This window comes from Cupriavidus sp. H19C3 (assembly GCF_049393815.1).
GTDB lineage: Bacteria > Pseudomonadota > Gammaproteobacteria > Burkholderiales > Burkholderiaceae > Cupriavidus.
On the sequence record NZ_CP184985.1, the window covers coordinates 3,361,959 to 3,380,544 of the forward strand.

At 66.4% G+C, this 18,586-nt stretch carries 16 protein-coding genes; 10 read left to right on the forward strand and 6 right to left on the reverse strand.

Annotated elements, in window-relative coordinates; translation table 11 throughout:
* Positions 1-96: 96 nt before the first annotated feature.
* The 3 genes from DFLDMN_RS15565 to yihA form a co-directional block, all read right to left on the reverse strand.
* Positions 97-1,470, reverse strand: a complete 1,374-nt coding sequence (locus tag DFLDMN_RS15565) for a magnesium transporter CorA family protein (RefSeq protein WP_423195790.1) — start codon at positions 1,468-1,470, stop codon at positions 97-99.
* 10 nt (positions 1,471-1,480) lie between these two features.
* A complete protein-coding gene (hemB, locus tag DFLDMN_RS15570; RefSeq protein WP_423195791.1) occupies positions 1,481-2,473 on the reverse strand; it encodes a porphobilinogen synthase in 993 nt (330 codons plus the stop codon).
* A gap of 246 nt (positions 2,474-2,719) precedes the next feature.
* Positions 2,720-3,397 carry a ribosome biogenesis GTP-binding protein YihA/YsxC gene (yihA, locus tag DFLDMN_RS15575; RefSeq protein WP_423195792.1) on the reverse strand — a complete coding sequence of 226 codons (678 nt, stop codon included), beginning with the start codon at positions 3,395-3,397 and terminating at the stop codon, positions 2,720-2,722.
* 409 nt (positions 3,398-3,806) lie between these two features.
* On the opposite strand from yihA, the gene DFLDMN_RS15580 reads away from it, so the two are divergent.
* The 8 genes from DFLDMN_RS15580 (at position 3,807) to msrQ (ending at position 12,407) form a co-directional block, all read left to right on the forward strand.
* The gene (locus DFLDMN_RS15580; RefSeq protein ID WP_423195793.1) at positions 3,807-4,466 is read left to right on the forward strand and encodes a c-type cytochrome; all 660 of its coding nucleotides are present in this window, start codon (positions 3,807-3,809) and stop codon (positions 4,464-4,466) included.
* A gap of 221 nt (positions 4,467-4,687) precedes the next feature.
* A complete protein-coding gene (locus tag DFLDMN_RS15585) occupies positions 4,688-6,898 on the forward strand; it encodes a cytochrome c biogenesis protein ResB (protein WP_423195794.1) in 2,211 nt (736 codons plus the stop codon).
* A gap of 182 nt (positions 6,899-7,080) precedes the next feature.
* Positions 7,081-8,247, forward strand: a complete 1,167-nt coding sequence (gene ccsB / locus DFLDMN_RS15590; protein WP_423198437.1) for a c-type cytochrome biogenesis protein CcsB — start codon at positions 7,081-7,083, stop codon at positions 8,245-8,247.
* A 236-nt stretch (positions 8,248-8,483) separates the two neighbouring features.
* Positions 8,484-8,912, forward strand: a complete 429-nt coding sequence (locus DFLDMN_RS15595) for a hypothetical protein (RefSeq protein ID WP_423195795.1) — start codon at positions 8,484-8,486, stop codon at positions 8,910-8,912.
* 36 nt (positions 8,913-8,948) lie between these two features.
* On the forward strand, positions 8,949-9,491 hold the full coding sequence (locus DFLDMN_RS15600) for an RNA polymerase sigma factor (protein WP_423195796.1): 543 nt from the start codon (positions 8,949-8,951) through the stop codon (positions 9,489-9,491).
* The gene (locus DFLDMN_RS15605; protein WP_423195797.1) at positions 9,488-10,351 is read left to right on the forward strand and encodes a zf-HC2 domain-containing protein; all 864 of its coding nucleotides are present in this window, start codon (positions 9,488-9,490) and stop codon (positions 10,349-10,351) included. The genes DFLDMN_RS15600 and DFLDMN_RS15605 overlap by 4 nt, the downstream gene beginning before the upstream one ends.
* Before the next feature lie 323 nt (positions 10,352-10,674).
* Positions 10,675-11,676, forward strand: coding sequence for a protein-methionine-sulfoxide reductase catalytic subunit MsrP (gene msrP / locus DFLDMN_RS15610; protein WP_423195798.1), 1,002 nt, complete (start codon positions 10,675-10,677; stop codon positions 11,674-11,676).
* Positions 11,677-11,690: 14 nt separating this feature from the next.
* Positions 11,691-12,407, forward strand: a complete 717-nt coding sequence (gene msrQ / locus DFLDMN_RS15615; RefSeq protein WP_423195799.1) for a protein-methionine-sulfoxide reductase heme-binding subunit MsrQ — start codon at positions 11,691-11,693, stop codon at positions 12,405-12,407.
* 62 nt (positions 12,408-12,469) lie between these two features.
* Here the strand turns inward: msrQ and lysA are convergent, their stop codons facing one another.
* Positions 12,470-13,729, reverse strand: coding sequence for a diaminopimelate decarboxylase (lysA, locus tag DFLDMN_RS15620; RefSeq protein WP_423195800.1), 1,260 nt, complete (start codon positions 13,727-13,729; stop codon positions 12,470-12,472).
* 2 nt (positions 13,730-13,731) lie between these two features.
* On the reverse strand, positions 13,732-14,166 hold the full coding sequence (locus DFLDMN_RS15625) for a hypothetical protein (protein WP_423195801.1): 435 nt from the start codon (positions 14,164-14,166) through the stop codon (positions 13,732-13,734).
* Positions 14,167-14,216: 50 nt separating this feature from the next.
* Between DFLDMN_RS15625 and cyaY the strand changes: the two genes are divergently transcribed.
* Complete coding sequence (cyaY, locus tag DFLDMN_RS15630) at positions 14,217-14,549, forward strand: iron donor protein CyaY (RefSeq protein WP_423195802.1); 333 nt, start codon at positions 14,217-14,219, stop codon at positions 14,547-14,549.
* Between the two features lie 57 nt (positions 14,550-14,606).
* Here the strand turns inward: cyaY and DFLDMN_RS15635 are convergent, their stop codons facing one another.
* On the reverse strand, positions 14,607-16,988 hold the full coding sequence (locus DFLDMN_RS15635; RefSeq protein WP_423195803.1) for a penicillin-binding protein 1A: 2,382 nt from the start codon (positions 16,986-16,988) through the stop codon (positions 14,607-14,609).
* A 518-nt stretch (positions 16,989-17,506) separates the two neighbouring features.
* Here DFLDMN_RS15635 and pilM point away from each other — a divergent pair.
* Complete coding sequence (pilM, locus tag DFLDMN_RS15640) at positions 17,507-18,577, forward strand: type IV pilus assembly protein PilM (protein ID WP_423195804.1); 1,071 nt, start codon at positions 17,507-17,509, stop codon at positions 18,575-18,577.
* Positions 18,578-18,586: the final 9 nt, after the last annotated feature.

Here is an 18,586-nt window from a genome sequence, read left to right on the forward strand (position 1 = left end):
GCCGACGCCACGGCCGACGCCACTGCCAGCGCGGCCGCCTAGACCGCCGCGCAAATCCGGGTCCGTCGCCATCATGCGCGGCCCGGCCGCCGCACGCTAACGATCGAGCCAGCGTCCCAGCCCCCAGAGCGCACCGATGGCGGCCACCACGCCGCCCATCAGCCCGATCGACCACCAGAAACCCTGCGGCTCGCGCAGCCATGGCATGCGCTCGAAGTTCATGCCGAAGATGCCGGTGATCAGCGTGAGCGGCATGAACAGCGCGGTCAGTACCGTCAGCGTGCGCATGGTGCGGTTGGTGCGATGCGCGACCGCGGAGAAGTGGATCTGCACCGCGGACTCGATCGAGTCCTCGAGCCGTCGTGCATGCGCGAGCACGCGATGGATATGCTCCATCAGATCGGTCAACCGCACCAGCAGCACTTCGTCGCGCGCCGCCGCTTGCTGTGGCGCGCCGCCGTGGAGCGGATGCGAGGTGCCGTCGCCGCGCGCCAGCAGGCCGCCGGTACTTCGTACACCGGGCTGGTCGGCGCTGCGGGGGGCGCTGCCTTCCTCGCTGTACCGGTTGTCCAGCAGGCTGTCGCGGAATTCCTGCAGTGCGTCGCGCTGCTCCTCGCTCAGGTGTTCCAGCCGGCGCAACTGGATACGCGCATCGAGCAACCCTTCCCAGCTTGAGAACCCGCGCCGCGGATTGAGCAGCGCGCGCTGCCAGCGGTCCAGCTGGCGCGTCAGCGGCGCGCGCAGCTCCAGATAGCGGTCGACCATCGCGTTGAGCAGCCGCAGCATCAGGTCCTCGGGGCGCGTGGGCGGCCGCACGCCATGCAGCAGCGAGGCCTGACCATTGCCTTGCACGCGTGGTGCCTGGCACAGATCGAGCAGCCGCTGGCGGACCTGGTCGATGGTGCGCGACGGTCCGGGGCGCACCGTGACGAGTACCGTATCGAACACGAAGAACGTGACCGGCTGCGTATCGATGCGCGCGAGCGCGGGCAGGAAACCCGCGGGATGCTTGCGCGGCGCCTTCTGCGCCGCCGCCTGGGCGGGCGCAGCGGGCGCAGCAGGCGATGAGGCCGAGGGCGCTGACGGTGACGTCGCCAGCGCGGGCGCCGGCGACGATGGGGACAATGATGGTGATGTTGGCGAAGCCGGCTGCGCCCCGTCGGCTTCCGCGAACTGCCGGCTCGTCTCGAGCGTGAGCTTGCGGAAGATCACCATGTCGTACGCATTGGTCGTATCGAAGAACGACGGGTGCGACGGGTTGGTGGCGTCGATCAGATGCAGGTCCAGGATCGGCGCCCCGGTCAGCGCGACAAGATTGTCGCGCCAGGCGGCGGGCGCGGGCGCGACCTCGTCGGTGCTGCAGTCGGCCCAGACGAAACGCGCGGCCGCGTTGCCGGCCAGGAACACCTGTGCCGCCTCGAGCGTGGCAAGCGGATGGACCTGGCTTGCCGAGAAGCCGAGCAGTTGCATCGGGGGCGTATCAGTCCCGCAGCAGGCGGGCGGCGTCGCGCGCGAAGTAGGTCAGGATGCCGTCCGCGCCGGCGCGGCGGAACGCGAGCAGCGATTCCAGCATCACCTTGTCATGATCGAGCCAGCCGTTCTGGGCGGCCGCCTTGAGCATCGCGTACTCGCCGCTGACCTGATAGACGTAGGTCGGGAAGCGGAACTCGTCCTTTACGCGGCGCACGATATCGAGGTACGGCATGCCGGGCTTGACCATGACCATATCCGCGCCTTCCATGATGTCCTGCGCAACTTCGCGCAGGGCTTCGTCGGTATTGGCCGGATCCATCTGGTATGTCATCTTGTTGCCCTTGCCGAGATTGGCGGCAGAGCCGACCGCATCGCGGAAGGGGCCATAGAACGCCGACGCATACTTGGCCGAGTAGGCCATGATGCGCGTGTGGATGTGCTGGTTCTCTTCGAGCGCGGCACGGACCGCGCCGATGCGGCCGTCCATCATGTCGGACGGCGCCACGATGTCGACGCCAGCCTCGGCTTGCGTGAGGGCCTGCCGTACGAGGATATCGACGGTGATGTCGTTGATCACGTAGCCGTTGTCGTCGAGCACGCCGTCCTGGCCGTGGCTCGTGTACGGATCGAGTGCGACGTCGGTCAGGATGCCGAGTTCGGGAAAGCGGTCCTTGAGCGCGCGCACCGCGCGCGGCACCAAGCCTTCGGCGCGCGTGGCTTCGATGCCGTCGGGCGTCTTCAAACCGGGGTCGATGACCGGGAACAGGGCCATCACCGGGATGCCCAGCTTGACGCAGTCTTCCGCAATCGGCAGCAGCAGGTCTACCGATACACGCTCGACGCCGGGCATCGATGCCACCGACTGACGCTGGTTCTGGCCTTCGAGGATAAAGACGGGATAGATCAGGTTGTCGGCGGAGAGCCGATTCTCGCGCATCATGCGGCGCGAGAAGTCGTCGCGGCGCATGCGACGGGGACGATATTCGGGGAACGTGGACATGGATTTTCCGGAGAGCCGTCGCGATCCCAGGCGCGTCGCACGCCACCGCGTTGCAGCGCGTCAGATCACGTTGAAAGAAAAACTAAACTTTTGTGTGTGCCCGCTATCATACTCGCGGACACTCTGTGCTGCGCTCCGCGTGGCACGGTGTCCCCCGCTACTCCTCCCTGAGCGGGTACCCGCCCCAAACGGCGGGAAAGTTCGTCCCCGTTGCTTGCCAACGGGGTTTTTTTTGACGCTTTTGCGTCATGCCGACGGCGCGCTGCCCGCGCCGGCATCAGCCGGCTGGGCTTCGGGCAAGCCGAGCCAGCCAGCGATGACGCGCTGCGCTTCCTCGATGCCGCGACGCTTGATGCTCGAGAACAGTTGCGCGGTCAGCGGCACCGGCGTCTCCATCTGCTCGGCATAGCCAGCCAGCATCTGGCGCGTCTCGCGCAGGGCCTTGGCATTCTCGCTGTTGGTCAGCTTGTCCGCCTTGGTCAGCAGCACGTGCACCGGCCGGCCGGTCGGCAGAAACCACTCGACCATCTGGCAATCGAGATCGGTAAAGGGCCGGCGCGCGTCCATCATCAGGATCAGCCCGGCAAGTTGCGGCCGCGTCTGCACATAGTCGCTCAGCAAGCCTTGCCAGTGAAACTTGGCTGAGCCCGATACCTCCGCATAACCATAGCCGGGCAGGTCGACCAGGAAGCCGAGCGGATCCGTGGCCTTGGCCGGCGCCACCGTGAAGTAGTTGATGTGCTGCGTGCGTCCGGGCGTGCGCGACGAGAAGGCGAGGCGCTTCTGGTTGCACAGGATGTTGATTGCCGTGGACTTGCCGGCGTTGGAGCGGCCGGCAAACGCCACCTCCGGCACGGCGGTCGCGGGGAGGTCGCGCAGGTGGTTGACGGTGGTAAAGAAGCGGGCCTGATGTAGAAGGGACATGCGAGAGGGGAGAAGGGGCGGCTGGCGGCACTTGTGGTATCTCGTCACAGTGACGAGCAGCCGTCAATCCGGAAAGCGATTTATTGTACAATACGCCGGTTTACGGTCTCCTGAGCGGGTGACGTGTGACATCCTTCCGCGCTGCTGTTGGGGCGCTGCTGTTGGGGCGCTTCTGTTGAGGCGTAGTACAGGCGTAATACAGGCGCTGCTGTGCAAGCCCGTGGCACAAGCTGCCGGGCAAGCCCCGGGGCAGACAGAGGATCGCACGGAACGTTACAGGACGCATGTCGCGGCGGTGCGCCGTCGTGACGACCCAGTGGGCCCAGTGCCAACGGCGTTTCCCACCGCCGCGCACCGGGTCGGCCGGCCTTGCATTCGGTATTCATAACAATTCTGACAAGGTGTGCGAATGAACCGCATTGCGAATTTTCTGGCTGTCGTGGCACTCGCTGTTCCGGGGCTGACCATGACGGGACTGGCTTCCGCCGCAGAGCAGGCTCCCGCCAAGGGGGATCCCGCCAAAGGCGAAACGCTCTACTCGCAAGGCGCGCCCGATCGCAATGTTCCTGCCTGTCTGAGCTGCCATGGCGCGGCCGGCAACAGCGGCGCCGCCGCCAACCCCAAGCTGGCGGGACAACAGGCCGAATACGTGCACAAGCAGCTGGCCGACTTCAAGGCCAAGACGCGCAATAACGCCATCATGACGCCGTATGCATCGGTGCTGACCGATCAGGAAATGCGGGATGTCGGCGCTTACCTCGCCAAGCAGCAGCTCAAGCCCGCCACGGCGAAGAACAAGGACACCATCGAAGCCGGCCAGAAGATCTACCGCGCCGGCATCGCGGCCAAGGGCGTCCCGGCCTGTGCCGGCTGCCACGGACCGACGGGTGCCGGCATTCCGGCGCAATATCCGCGTATCGGCGGCCAGTATTCCGAATATACCGAGTCCCAACTGGTAGCATTCCGCCAGGGTACCCGCAAGAACAACGCCGTGATGGCTACGATCACCGCCCGCATGTCGGATGCGGAGATCAAGGCCGTGGCGGATTACGTCGCTGGCGTGCGCTGACGTTTTGCCGTGCCGGACGCCGGTCGATGAAACCCGGCGTCATGCCAACAATCGAAGAGGGTGGCCTGCTTGCGAGCAAGTCCACCCTTTTGTTTTTTTAACCGTCCATCCCCATCAGCGGCCGGCCGAGCGTCACTGACGAGCGCAACCGAATAGCGCAACTGACGAGCCTTGCGAGCCCCTGACGAGACGCTGACGAGCCTTCTACGCGTTACCGCAACATGTCGACCGCTTCCACTTCGGGCCTGCACCTGAAGACCTCCCACCGCGTGCTGCGCGACGCCGTCGAGCTGCTGTCCTCGATGCGCTTTGCGATCACCCTGCTCACGGTGATCGCCATCGCCAGCGTGATCGGGACCGTGCTCAAGCAGAACGAGCCGTATCCGAACTATGTGAACCAGTTCGGGCCGTTCTGGGCGGACCTGTTCCATGCGCTTTCGCTGCAGAAGGTCTACAGCTCGTGGTGGTTCCTGCTGATCCTGGCCTTCCTGGTGGTGTCCACTTCGTTGTGCATCGCGCGCAATGGGCCGCGCATGATCGCCGACATGCGTTCGTGGAAAGACCACGTGCGCGAGCGCAGCCTGCGCGCATTCCATCATCGCGGCGAATTCGAGGCCACGCGCACGCGTGCGGACGCCATCGCGCATCTGACCGCGCTGTTGCGCAACCGCGGCTACCGCGTCAAGCCGGTGGAGCATGAGGGCGCCACGCTGCTCGCGGCCAAGGCCGGTGCCGCCAACAAGCTTGGCTATATCCTCGCGCACACCGCGATCGTGGTGATCTGCATCGGCGGGCTGCTCGACGGCGACATGCTGATCCGCGCGCAGATGTGGTTCGGTGGCAAGACGCCGATCCGGGGCAACGCGGTCATCAACGACATTCCGCCCGAGCATCGGCTGTCGGCGGGCAATCCCGGTTTCCGCGGCAATGCGTTCGTACCCGAGGGTGCCACGGTGTCGACGGCGATTCTCAATATCGCCGATGGCGCGCTGGTGCAGGACCTGCCCTTTACCCTGACGCTCAAGAAGTTCACGGTGGACTTCTACTCCACCGGCATGCCCAAGCTGTTCGCCTCGGACGTGGTGGTGACGGATCGTGCCACGGGCAAGCAGACCGCGGCCACCATCAAGGTCAACGAGCCGCTGATCGTCGACGGTATCGCGATCTACCAGTCGAGCTTCGAGGATGGCGGCTCGCGCCTGAAGTTTGTCGGTTATCCGATGTCCGGGCCGTCCGGCCAGACCTTTCCGTTCACGGGCACGGTGGGCAACAGCGTGACGCTGTCCGGCACCGGCACCAGCGCCGATACCGACAGCATTACGGTCGAGTTCAGCGACTTCCGGCTGATGAACGTCGAGAACGTGACGGACGCATCGGGCAAGAATGACGCGCGCGGCGTCGCGCGCAAGTCGGCCGGCGACACGCTGGCGGCGCACCTGGGTGCGGCGGCCAACACCGAACGCCAGAAGGAGCTGCGCAACGTCGGCCCGTCGGTCCAGTACAAGTTGCGCGACCGCAACGGACAGGCGCGCGAGTTCAACAACTACATGGTGCCGGTGCAACTCGATGGGCAATCGGTGTTCCTGGCTGGCATGCGCGAGTCGCCGGACGAGCCGTTCCGCTATCTGCGTATCCCCGCCGACGACCAGGGTTCGGTCGCGGACTGGATGCGGTTGCGCGCGGCGCTGCAGGATCGCGGCATGCGTGGCGAGGCGGCGCGACGCTTTGCCGAAAGCTCGATGCCGGGCAAGGAAAAGGAAACCCTGCGCGGACAGCTGGCGGAAAGCGCCTTGCGCGCCATGGACCTGTTTGCCGGCGCCACCCGCACGCAGGCCGATGCGCCGCCGGGTGGGTTTGCGGCGATCGCCTCGTTCCTGGAACGTACCGTGCCGGCCGGAGAGCAGCAGAAGGCGGCCGACGTGCTGTTGCGCATCCTGAACGGCAGCATGTGGGAACTGTGGCAGCTCGCGCGCGAAAAGGACGGGCAGCCGGCGGTGGCCAACGACGTCAAGAGCAGTGCCTTTCTGCAACAAGCCGTCAATTCCCTGTCGGACAGTTTCTTCTACGCCGCACCGGTTTTCCTGCAGCTCGACGACTTCGAGCAGGTGCGCGCGAGCGTGTTCCAGATGACCCGTGCGCCCGGTAAGAACATCGTGTATCTTGGGTGCCTGCTGCTGGTACTTGGCGTATTTGCGATGTTCTACATCCGCGAGCGCCGGGTATGGATCTGGGTCAAGGATCGGTACGAGGGTCGCGGCAGCGAGGTATTGATGGCGATGTCGACGCAACGCCGGACGCTCGATTTCGAGCGGGAGTTCGCGGCACTGCGCGACGACGTCGGCCGTGCCGCCGGCGCTGCCGGAGCCGCGGGCGCCGCGGGTACCGGGAGCGCGCAGGAACCGTCCGAGCCCGGCCCGCCGTCTGCGCGGTGACCGCACCCCCGAAGACGGGTATGCGCAATATCGAGGCGGCGTGATGTGGGCGCGCCATCGTTATCGTAAAAAGGCTCCGCGATTGGCCAATACGCGGATTGCGGAGCGCTAACGAACCACAAGAGCAGGAATGCCATGTCCTCCAATGTGAATCACGCCAGCCATGGGCTGCGTCCGGCGGCATCGTCGGCGCGGCCGGGCACTCCCCGGCCGCCACCGAGGCCTATCTCGAACCCTCGTTCCTGCGCCGCCTGTCGTGGGTGGACTGGGTGTATGCGGTGCTGCTCGTCATCGGCGCCGGGTTTGCGCTGTCGCGCTACGGTCAGTGGATGAACATCTACGACAAGGCCGTGCTGATCGGCGCCGTGCCCACCTTCGCGCTGCTGGGCTGGCACTGGAAGGCGGTGCGGCCGCTGATGGCGACGCTGGCCGTGCTCGCGATCGGTGCGGTGCAGATCTACCAGGGCGACCTCGCGCGCGCCGAGCAGGCGTTCTTCCTCAAGTATTTCCTGTCGAGCCAGTCGGCCATCCTGTGGATGAGCGCGCTGGTGTTCCTGTCGACGCTGTTCTACTGGGTGGGCCTGACCACGCGTTCGGGCACGGGCTACAGCATCGGCAGCAAGCTGTGCTGGGGCGCGGTGGTGCTCGGCTTTACCGGGCTGCTGGTGCGCTGGTACGAGTCGTACCTGATCGGCCCGGATATCGGGCACATCCCGATTTCGAACCTGTACGAAGTATTCGTGCTGTTCACACTGATCACGTCGCTGTTCTATCTCTACTACGAGCGCCGCTACGCCACGCGTCCGCTCGGCCCGTTCGTAATGCTGGTGGTATCGGCGGCGGTGGGTTTTCTGCTCTGGTACACGGTCAGCCGCAATGCCCAGGAGATCCAGCCGCTGGTGCCCGCGCTGCAAAGCTGGTGGATGAAGATCCATGTGCCGGCCAACTTTATCGGCTACGGTACCTTCTCGCTGGCGGCCATGGTGGCGGTGGCGTACCTGCTGAAGCAGCGCGGCATCCTGGCCGAGCGCCTGCCGTCGCTGGAGCTGCTCGACGACGTCATGTACAAGGCGATCGCGGTCGGCTTTGCGTTCTTTACCATCGCCACCATCCTGGGGGCGCTGTGGGCGGCCGAAGCCTGGGGCGGCTACTGGAGCTGGGACCCGAAGGAGACCTGGGCGCTGATCGTGTGGCTCAACTACGCGGCCTGGCTGCATATGCGCCTGATGAAGGGGCTGCGCGGCACCATGGCGGCCTGGTGGGCGCTGGTCGGATTGCTGGTGACGACCTTTGCGTTCCTCGGCGTGAACATGTTCCTGTCGGGTCTGCATAGCTACGGCGAACTGTGACGTCGGCGCGGTCACGCGCACCGACCCACACGCCGGTCAAAGAACCTGTCGCATGGCGGCAGGTTTTTTTTCGACCGTTCCCTGCATTAATGTGACGCGTTTGCCGCATGCGCGGCACGAAGTCGTCACATCTGGCAAAAAAGCGGAAACCTGGCGGAATAAAGGCATCACATTGGGTGTTTACTGAAGGGAGCGGCGCCGACTGTCGGTGCCGGAACCGAGAAGGAGGATTCACCATGGCTTTCCACCGTCGTACCGCGGTATCCCTGCTCCGTCCCGCCGGCCTCGTGCTGGCATCCGCTTCCGTACTGCTGGCCGCCTGTGCCGGTTATGGCGGCGCGAGCGGCGGCAACATGCCGCCGACCGTCAAGGTAAGCAATGGCGCGCTGACCGATCCCCAGGGCCTGACGCTGTACACGTTTGACCGCGATACCGCCAACAGCGGCAAGAGCGTCTGCAATGCCACCTGCGCGACCAACTGGCCGCCGCTGCTGGCCAGCCCGGGCACCAGCGCCACCGGCGACTACACGATCATCACGCGTGATGACGGCACGCGCCAGTGGGCCTACAAGGGCCACCCGCTGTACCGCTTTGCGAAGGATGCCAAGGCCGGGGATCGGACCGGTGACAACGTGCTGGGCGTCTGGCACGTGGCCAAGCCCTGATCGGCGGTCAGTCGGCCAGGCAGGCGGCCTTCCGGCATGGACGGTTTCGACAGCCAGCTGGTCGCGCTGGCGCCGCGCTTGCGGCGCCACGCGCGCGGCCTGACCGGCGATGCCGCGCTGGCCGACGACCTCGTACAGGACACGCTGGAGCGGGCGTTGCGCTATCGCTGGCGCTTTCGCCTGCGCCACGGCGCCTTGTGGGGCGACGGCGCGGATGGATTGCTGCCGTGGTTGCTGACCCTGATGCACCGGATTCGCCTGAATGCGATCAGAAGGAAGGACCTCGTGACCGTGACCGATACGCTGCCCGATATCGCGTCGCCCGCGCCCGATCCGGGCCTGCGCCGCGACCTGCTGCGGGCACTCGGACACCTGCCGGAGGCGCAGCGTGCGGTGCTGCTGCTGGTGAGCCTGGAACAGTTTTCCTATGCGGAGGCGGCCGAGGTGCTGGAGGTGCCGGTGGGCACCGTGATGTCGCGGCTGGCGCGTGCACGCGAGCATATGCGCCGGCTGCTCGAGGGAGAGGGCGCCGCCGATGGCGTGCCGGGCGCCGCCACGGCCTTGCAGCGAGTCAAATGATGGCTGCCGTCAGCGAAGCCGAACTCCATGCCTATGCCGACGGCCACTTGACCGGGCCGCGTCGCGCGGCCGTGGAGGCCCATCTGGCGGCCGACGCCGAAGCCGCGCGCAAGGTGGCGGCGTGGCGCGCGCAGGCGCAGGGCCTGCATGCGGCGCTCGACAATGTTCTGAATGAAGCGGTGCCGCTGGCGGCGTTGCCACCGGCATTGCGTAACGATGGTGCCGAGCGCGGCTCCTTTGGTCAGGCCGGCAGGCGCAGGCGCGGGCCCGCGCTGGCATGGCCGCTGGCGTTGGCGGCGAGCGTGGCATCGCTCGCGCTCGGCGGCGCCGGCGGCTGGCTGGTGCGCGACCGGCTCGATGCGGGCAGCCTTGACGTGGCGGCGCTGCCGCCGGGCGAGCGCTTTGCGCGCGAGGCGCTGGCCAGCCACGTGGTCTACGCACCGGAAGTGCGGCACGTGGTGGAGGTGGCGGCGCAGGATGAAGCCCATCTGGTGGCCTGGCTGTCCAAGCGGCTCGGCACGCCGTTGCAGGTGCCCGACCTGCGCGCGCACGGCTTTCACCTCATCGGCGGCCGGCTGGGCGTTGCCGAAGGCGGGCCGAGCGCGATGCTGATGTATGAGGCGGACGACGGCACGCGTCTGTCGCTGCAACTGCGCCGCATGGCGGCGGGAACGCCGGATACCGCGTTCCGGCTCGAACGGATGCGGCAAGGGCCGGGCGGCCAGCCGACGCCCGCCGGCGGTGCGATGGCGTTTTACTGGGTCGACCGCGATGTCGGCTTTGCGCTGGCCGGACCGCTGGAGCGCACGCGCCTGCTGGCGCTGGCGCAGACGGTCTACCAGCAGTACCAGCGCGGCTAAAGGTCGCATGCGGGCGCCGTCAGGGACTGCCTGAGGCCTGGCCCGGGTGTCACCAGGGCCGCACCGGGGGCCGGAAGGCTCATAGGAAGCCCCATAGGAAGCCCCATGGGGAGCCGCATAGGAAGCCGCATAGGAAGCCGCATGGGAAGCCTCATTGGAAGGCCACTGGCGGACCACGCGCGCCACCCGCCGACATGGCGAAAAAATAGCTGTCAGGATTTGCCGCACCAACCGACTAAGCCGTAAGTCCAACGATGCAATACGGCCAAACGATGTGGCGGGCATGGCATCCATGTCCGTCTGGTCTCTAACGAGGTTTACCGATGCTGATCCCTTCCCCCAAATGGCTCCGTGGCGACGACATCTCCGCCGCGGAAATCACGCCCCGCAATGTCTTTGAAGCCCGCCGGCGGCTGCTTACGCTGGCCGCGGCCGGGGTGGCGGGCGGTACGCTCGCGCCCTGGTTTGCGCGTCAGGCCCATGCACAGGGACATGGCGCCAAACTCGCCGCCACGCCGAACAGCGCCTACGCCATCGCGGAAAAGCGCACGTCCTACGAGGACGTGACGACGTATAACAACTTCTACGAGTTCGGCACCGACAAGTCGGACCCTGCCCGCTACGCCGGCACGCTGCGCCCGCGCCCGTGGCAGGTGGCCGTGGAAGGGCTGGTCAAGCAGCCCAAGGTCTACGACCTCGACGAGCTGCTCAAGCTGGCGCCGATGGAAGAGCGCGTGTATCGCCTGCGCTGCGTCGAGGGCTGGTCCATGGTGATCCCATGGATCGGCTATCCGCTGGCGGAGCTGATCAAGCGCGTGGAACCGCAACCTGGCGCCAAGTTCGTGCAGTTCATCACGCTGGCCGACAAGAAGCAGATGCCCGGTGTCTCGCGTTCGGTGCTGGAATGGCCGTACAGCGAAGGCTTGCGCATGGACGAGGCGATGCATCCGCTCGCGCTGTTGACGTTTGGCCTTTATGGCGAGGTGCTGCCGAACCAGAACGGCGCGCCGGTACGCATGGTGGTGCCATGGAAGTATGGCTTCAAGAGCGCCAAGTCGATCGTGAAGATCCGCTTTGTCGACAAGCAGCCGCCCACGAGCTGGAATATCGCGGCGCCGAACGAATACGGGTTCTATTCGAACGTGAACCCGGCGGTCGACCATCCGCGCTGGAGCCAGGCCACCGAGCGGCGTATCGGCGAGGACAACGGCGCGGGCGGGTTTGCCGCGCTGTTTGCGCCCAAGCGCAAGACGTTACCGTTCAACGGCTACGGGCAGCAGGTGGCCTCGCTGTACGCGGGCATGGACCTCAAGAAGTTCTTCTGATGCGGGAGCCGGACATGAGCGCTGAAAGCACGGCAACGCCGCCGGGCGTATCAAGGGCGGCATCGCGGGCGGTATCGAGGGCGTCCCCGCGCAGCCCGGCTGCGGCGGGCGGCCTCGCCATGCTGTCGCCGGCGCGCCTGCGCGCGGTCAAGGTGGTGGTGTGGCTACTGGCACTGCTGCCGTTCCTGCGCCTGGTGTACCTTGGCGCGACCGCGCAGTTCGGCGCCAATCCGCTCGAATTCGTGACGCGCTCGACCGGCACGTGGACGCTCGTGATGCTGTGTGTGACGCTGGCCATCACGCCGTTGCGGCGATTGAGCGGCTGGAACTGGGTGGTGCGGCTGCGTCGCATGCTGGGCCTGTTTGCCTTTTTCTACGGCCTGCAGCACTTCCTGCTCTGGCTTGCCGTCGATCGCGGCTTCGACCTCGCGTACATGCTCAAGGACGTGATCGAGCGCCCGTTCATCACGGTAGGATTCGCCGCGTTCGCGCTCATGGTGCCGCTCGCGCTGACCTCGACCAACGGCATGGTGAAGCGCCTTGGCGGCAAGCGCTGGCAGGTGCTGCACAAGGCGGTGTACGGGATTGTCGTGCTGGCTATTTTGCACTACTGGTGGCACAAGGCTGGCAAGCACGACTTCAGCGAAGTCTCGATCTACGCGGCCGTGGTGTTCGTGCTGCTGGCGGCGCGGGCCTGGTGGTGGGCGCGCAAGCCGCGCGCGGCCGCCTGAGAGTGGCGCCGCGCATGGCCGGGCGGGGATGACCTCCGGTCCGATCCCGCCCGTTGCCGGTTTCAGTCCTGCAGCAGCCGCTCGTTGCGGAACAGGTCCTCGGGGCGCTCGCGCTCGCGTACCAGATGCACGGCCTCGCCGTCGACGAGCACTTCCGCGGCGCGTCCGCGCGAGTTGTAGTTGGAGCTCATGACAAAGCCGTACGCGCCCGCGGACATCACCGCGAGCAGGTCGCCCGGTTGCACCGCCAGCGCGCGGTCGCGGCCGAGCCAGTCGCCCGACTCGCATACCGGACCGACCACGTCGTAGACCACCGGCGTGTCGGCGCGCGGCGTCACCGCGTCGATACGGTGGAACGCTTCGTACATCGCCGGCCGCGCGAGATCGTTCATGGCCGCATCGACGATGCAGAAATTCTTGGCCGCGCCGGGCTTGAGGAACTCCACGCGGGTCAGCAGGGCGCCGGCATTGCCGACCAGCGAGCGGCCCGGCTCGAACAGGACTTCGCGATGGCCATGGCCGCGCGCCGTCACGCGCTCCAGCAGCGTGGTGGCGAAGCCGGTGATATCGGGCGGCGTTTCGTCGTCGTACGTAATGCCGAGGCCGCCGCCCACATCGATATGCTCGAGGTCGATTCCTTCGCGCGCAAGCGCTTCCACCACGTCGAGCACCTTGTCGAGCGCTTCCAGGTACGGTGCCACCTCGGTGATCTGCGAGCCGATATGACAGTCGATGCCGGTCACATCGAGGTGCGGCAGCGCCGCCGCGGCACGATAGGTCGGCAGGACATCGTCGAACGCCACGCCGAACTTGTTGCCCTTGAGGCCGGTGGAGATGTACGGGTGCGTCCTGGCATCGACATCCGGGTTGATGCGCAGAGAGACACGCGCGCGCTTGCCGACGCGGCCCGCCACCGCGTTGAGGCGGTCCAGTTCCGGAATCGATTCCACATTGAAGCCGCGCACGTCGTGCGCGAGCGCGAGTTCCATCTCGGCCTCGCTCTTGCCGACGCCCGAGAACACCACCTTGCGCGGATCGCCACCGGCGGCCAGCACGCGCAACAGTTCGCCCCCGGAGACGATGTCGAAGCCCGCGCCGAGCCTGGCAAAGACCTGCAGCACGGCCAGGTTGGAGTTGGCCTTCATCGCGTATTGCACGTGGGCACGGTAGCCCTTGCAGGCGGCCGCATAGGCCTGGTACGCGGCGGTCAGCGCGGCGCGCGAGTAGACGTAGGTCGGTGTGCCGAAGGCCTCGGCGATGCGGGCCAGCGGTACCTGCTCGACGGCGAGGGCGCCGTCGCGGCGGTGAAAAAATGCGTTCATGTTCAACGGGCGGTGGGGACGGGGGCGCCGGGGCGGGCGTCGGGGGCGCGGTCGGCCGGCATCGCGGATGCACCTTCGGCGCCACCGCGGGTCGGACTGGCGGCCGCGCCATCGGGGGCTGCCCCGGGAGCGGACTCAGGCGCGCGCGGCGGCACCGTCGTCAGCGGGAGATTCGGGTTGCCGAGGCCGGGGTCGGGCACGTTCGGCGCGGTCGGTGCCGGCGGCACCCGCGGCATCGTGAGCGGCCCGCGAATGCCGCATCCGGCAAGGGGCATCGCGAGGCCGGCGGCAAACGCCGATACAATCGCGGCACGGCGCAGCATCGGGAAGTCCTTCATGGTCTGGATGGCTAGGAAGTCAATGATCAGCGGGATAACCGGCGGATGCGGTGCCAGCAGCCATCGACGAAACGAATCAACCGGCCGGGCCGGCCGCAACGCCTATCCACGTCACGGTATGCGTGCGGACGGCGGCCATGGAGTTTAGCATGCCCCCCATGAGTGAAACCGAGTTCCTGACGCTGGCCAGCGAGGCCCTGGACCGGCTCGAAGCCGCCGTGGAAGCGGCCGCCGATGCGGCCGATGCCGATATCGAGATCAATCGTACCGGCAACGTGCTGGAGTTCGAGTTCGAGGACGGTTCCAAGATCATCGTCAACAGCCAGGCGCCGATGCAGGAACTGTGGGTGGCCGCCAAGGCCGGCGGCTTCCACTTCCGCCACGACGGTGGCCAGTGGATGGATACGCGCGGTGGCGGGGAGCTGTACGGCGCGCTGTCGGCCTACATGAGCCAGCAGGCTGGCACGACCATCCAGCTGTAACGGAGTCGGGGCGGGCCATGGCGACAGGGGTGTCGTCAGGGCCGCGCCGCGGGCGCATCACGCGCCGCCGAACATCTCCAGGATCTTCTTCTTTTCCGACTCGGTATCCGGAGTGGGCGCATGCGGCGTCTCCTCCGGCTTGCCCGGCCACGGGTCGCCCAGGCCCACCGAGGCCACGCCTGCACCGCCGGCGTTCTCCTCGAAGGCCCAGTCGCCCGCCACCATTACCACGCCCTCGGGCGGCTGGCGCTCCGGCGATTCCGGCACGCCCTTGAGCACCTTGCCCATGTAGCTGGCCCAGATCGGCAGCGCCAGGCCGCCACCGGTTTCGCGCGCGCCCAGGCTCTTGGGCTGGTCGTACCCCATCCAGGCGATGCCTACGAGCTTGGGCGTATAGCCGGCAAACCAGGCATCGACGGAATCGTTGGTGGTGCCGGTCTTGCCGGCAAGGTCGTTGCGGCCAAGGCGCTGCTTGGCCGGATTGGCGGTACCCGAGCGCACCACCTCGCGCAGCATGCTGTCGGCGATAAACGCCGTGCGCGCGTCGAGCACGCGCACGGCGTCCTGGCCGGCGCGTTGCGGCTGCGTTTCCGACAGCACCTTGCCGCGCGAATCGACTACCCGCTGGATCAGGTACGGATTGACGCGATAGCCGCCGTTGGCGAATACCGCGTAGGCCCCGGCCATCTGCAGCGGCGTGACGGTGCCGGCACCGAGCGCCATCGGCAGGTAGGCGGGATGCTTGTCGGCTTCAAAGCCGAAGCGCGTGATGTAATCCTGCGCGTACTGGGTGCCGATGGCGCGCAGGATGCGCACCGAAACCAGGTTTTTCGACTTGGCCAGCGCGCGGCGCATGGTCATCGGGCCTTCGAACTTGCCATCGTAGTTCTTGGGCTCCCACACCTGGCCGCCGGTGTCCGGGCCGATGGTGAGGGGCGCGTCGTTGATCACGGTGGCAGGCGAGAAGCCCTTCTCGAGCGCGGCCGAATAGATAAACGGCTTGAAGCTCGAGCCCGGCTGGCGCCATGCCTGTGTCACGTGGTTGAACTTGTTGCGGTTGAAGTCGAAGCCGCCGACCATCGCGCGGATCTCGCCGTCCTCCGGGTTCATCGAGACGAACGCGGCGGCCACCTCGGGCAGCTGCGTGACCGACCACGTATTGTCCTTGCCGTCCTGCGTGACGCGGATGATCGCGCCAGGCCGGATGCGTACCTTCGGCTGCGCGTTGCTGGCCAGCGAAGGCGCGATAAAGCGCAGCGCCTGGCCCTCGATGGTGGCAACCTCGCCCGACAGCAGCGTGGCCTTGACCTGCTTGGGCGAGACACTGGTGACAACGGCCGAGCGCAGGTCGTCGCTGCCCGGGTGCTCGACCAGCGCGTCGTCGATGGCCTGCTCGCGCTCGGCCGGATCGGACGGCAGCTCGATAAACGCCTCGGGACCACGATAGCCGTGGCGGCGCTCGTAATTCATGATGTTGGCGCGCACGGCGTCGTACGCGGCATCCTGGTCCGGCTTGAGCAGCGTGGTGTAGACGGTGAGCCCGCGCGTGTAGGTTTCTTCGCGGTATTGCGCGTACATCAGCTGGCGCACAATCTCGGCCACGTACTCGGCATGAGTCGAGAACTCGTTGCCCTCGCTGCGCACATGCAGTTCCTCGCGCACGGCCTGGTCGTACTGCTCGGGCGTGAGGTAGCCCAGATCGCGCATGCGCTGCAGGATATATTCCTGGCGCACCTTCGCGCGGCGCGGGTTGACCACGGGGTTGTAGGCGGACGGCGCCTTGGGCAGGCCGGCCAGCATCGCCGCCTCTGCGGGGGTGACATCCCTGATCGACTTGCCGAAGTACACGCGCGCCGCGCTGGCAAAGCCGTAGGCGCGCTGACCCAGGTAGATCTGGTTCATGTACAGCTCGAGGATCTGGTCCTTGGTCAGGTTGCGCTCGATCTTGTACGCCAGCAGCATCTCGTAGATCTTGCGCGTATAGGTCTTCTCGCTCGAGAGGAAGAAATTGCGCGCGACCTGCATCGTGATGGTCGACGCGCCCTGCGACAGGCCGCCACGCAGGTTGGCGAGGCCGGCGCGCAGCACGCCGACAAAGTCCACGCCGCCGTGCTCGTAGAAGCGATCGTCCTCGATCGCCAGCACGGCTTTCTTCATGACATCGGGAATCTCGCCGATGGGCACGAAGTTGCGGCGCTCCTCGCCGAACTCGCCGATCAGCACGTTGTCGGCCGTGTAGATGCGCAGCGGAATCTTGGGCCGGTAGTCGGTGATGGTGTCCAGCGACGGCAGGTTCGGGTTCGCCACCAGCAGCGCGTAGCCCACCAGCAGTGCGACCGCGACGACACCCGCGACGAACAGTCCGACCACCCAGAACATGGCGCGCACCCAGAGCGGGCGGCGAACGGGAAGGGACGGCTTCTGTTGTGCTGTGGCCATAAAGGTTTACCTGATCAGAATGCCCCGGATTATATCGTCGGGCATGGCCCGATCCAGGCACGTGGTGAGGCAAGAGGCGCTATCACGCTGTTACAAGATGTAATGCTGTTGAGATCTGCCTTTAACGCAGCCTTAGACGCAGGGGAGACGACGTGGCGGCGAGGGGGGAGCGCCGACCCGCGCTGCGGGCGGACTGCGAATCCATGAATCCGCGAATCCGCGAATCCGCGAATCCGGCGGGGATTCGATAGTGCGATGTCTCGTACGGCGCGGGGTGTTGGCGATGGCGCGAGCCTCGGACGCGGCGCCGAGCGTCGGATTTTGGCAACGCTTTCAGGGACGACCTCACAAAAAGAAAGCGTGTTGAAACAGCCACATTGCCACGGTCCCGGCTTTTTGTGAGAATCCTCCAACAATAAAAGAGCAAACGTTTCATCCAAGAAACTGAATCGCACCATTAGAGCAGTCATGCCGTGTGCGAGTTCAAATGTCAGGGGGTCACCTTGCGACGGGGCATCTTGTCGGGTCTTCTGCGCCGGACTACGGTCGGCGTGGATATTGGGTCGTCTAGCGTCAAGGTTGTCGAGCTGTCCGTTGGGGCGGGCAGGCACGATTACCGGCTGGAGAAGTGTGCCAGCGAACTGCTGGACCGGAATGCCGTTGCCGATGGCAACGTCATCAACATCGAGGCCGTGGGCATCGCGCTGAAGCGCGCGCTCGGCAAGGCCGGCATTCGCACCAAGGATGTGGTGCTGGGGGTGCCGTCCATGCTGACCGAGTCCCAGACGGTCAGTCTGCCGGACAACCTGTCCGAGGACGAACTCTATTCCCAGGTCGAATCCGAGGCGCATCGCCTCTATCCGCCTTCGCAGGCGGTCAACTTCGATTTCGCGGTCATCGGACCGAACGAGACCGAGGGCGGGATCGGCGTGCGGGTGACTGCGGCCAACAGCGACCGCGTGCAGGAGCGCGTGACCGCGGCGGAAATGGCCGGGCTCAAGCCCCAGGTCATGGACGTCGAGGAGTACGCCGTGCAGCGTTCCATCGTGCAGATGCTCGGCGTGCCCGAGGGCCTGACCGAGGCGGACGCCAAGGACCTGCCGGTGATGGCGGTGATCCACCTCGGTGGCAGCCGCTCCAAGGCGATCTTCTACCAGGGCTGGAAGGAGCTGTACGAGCAGCCGCTCAACAGCTACGGCGACCAGCTCACGCAAAGCGCGGCGCGCATGTTTACGCTCGACGCGCTCAAGGCGGAAATCAAGAAGCGCAAGAACACGCTGCCGGAAGCCTGGCGCGCCCAGTTGCTCAAGCCCTCGCTGGAGGCGCTGGCAATGGAGGTGCAGGGCGCCATCGGCAACTTCATTGCGAGCTCGAGTCTTGGCCGGGTCGACGAGATCCTGCTCTCGGGCGGCCACGCCTCGTTACTCGGCGTGCAGGCCGCCATTCAGCAGCAGACGCAGATCACCACCACGCTGGCCAATCCTTTCGCCAACATGACGACCGCGGGCAAGGTCAATGAGCGCTATCTCCAGCGCGACCTGCCGGCCTATATCGTCAGCGCGGGACTGGCATTGCGCGGGCTGCAATAACCCAAACCG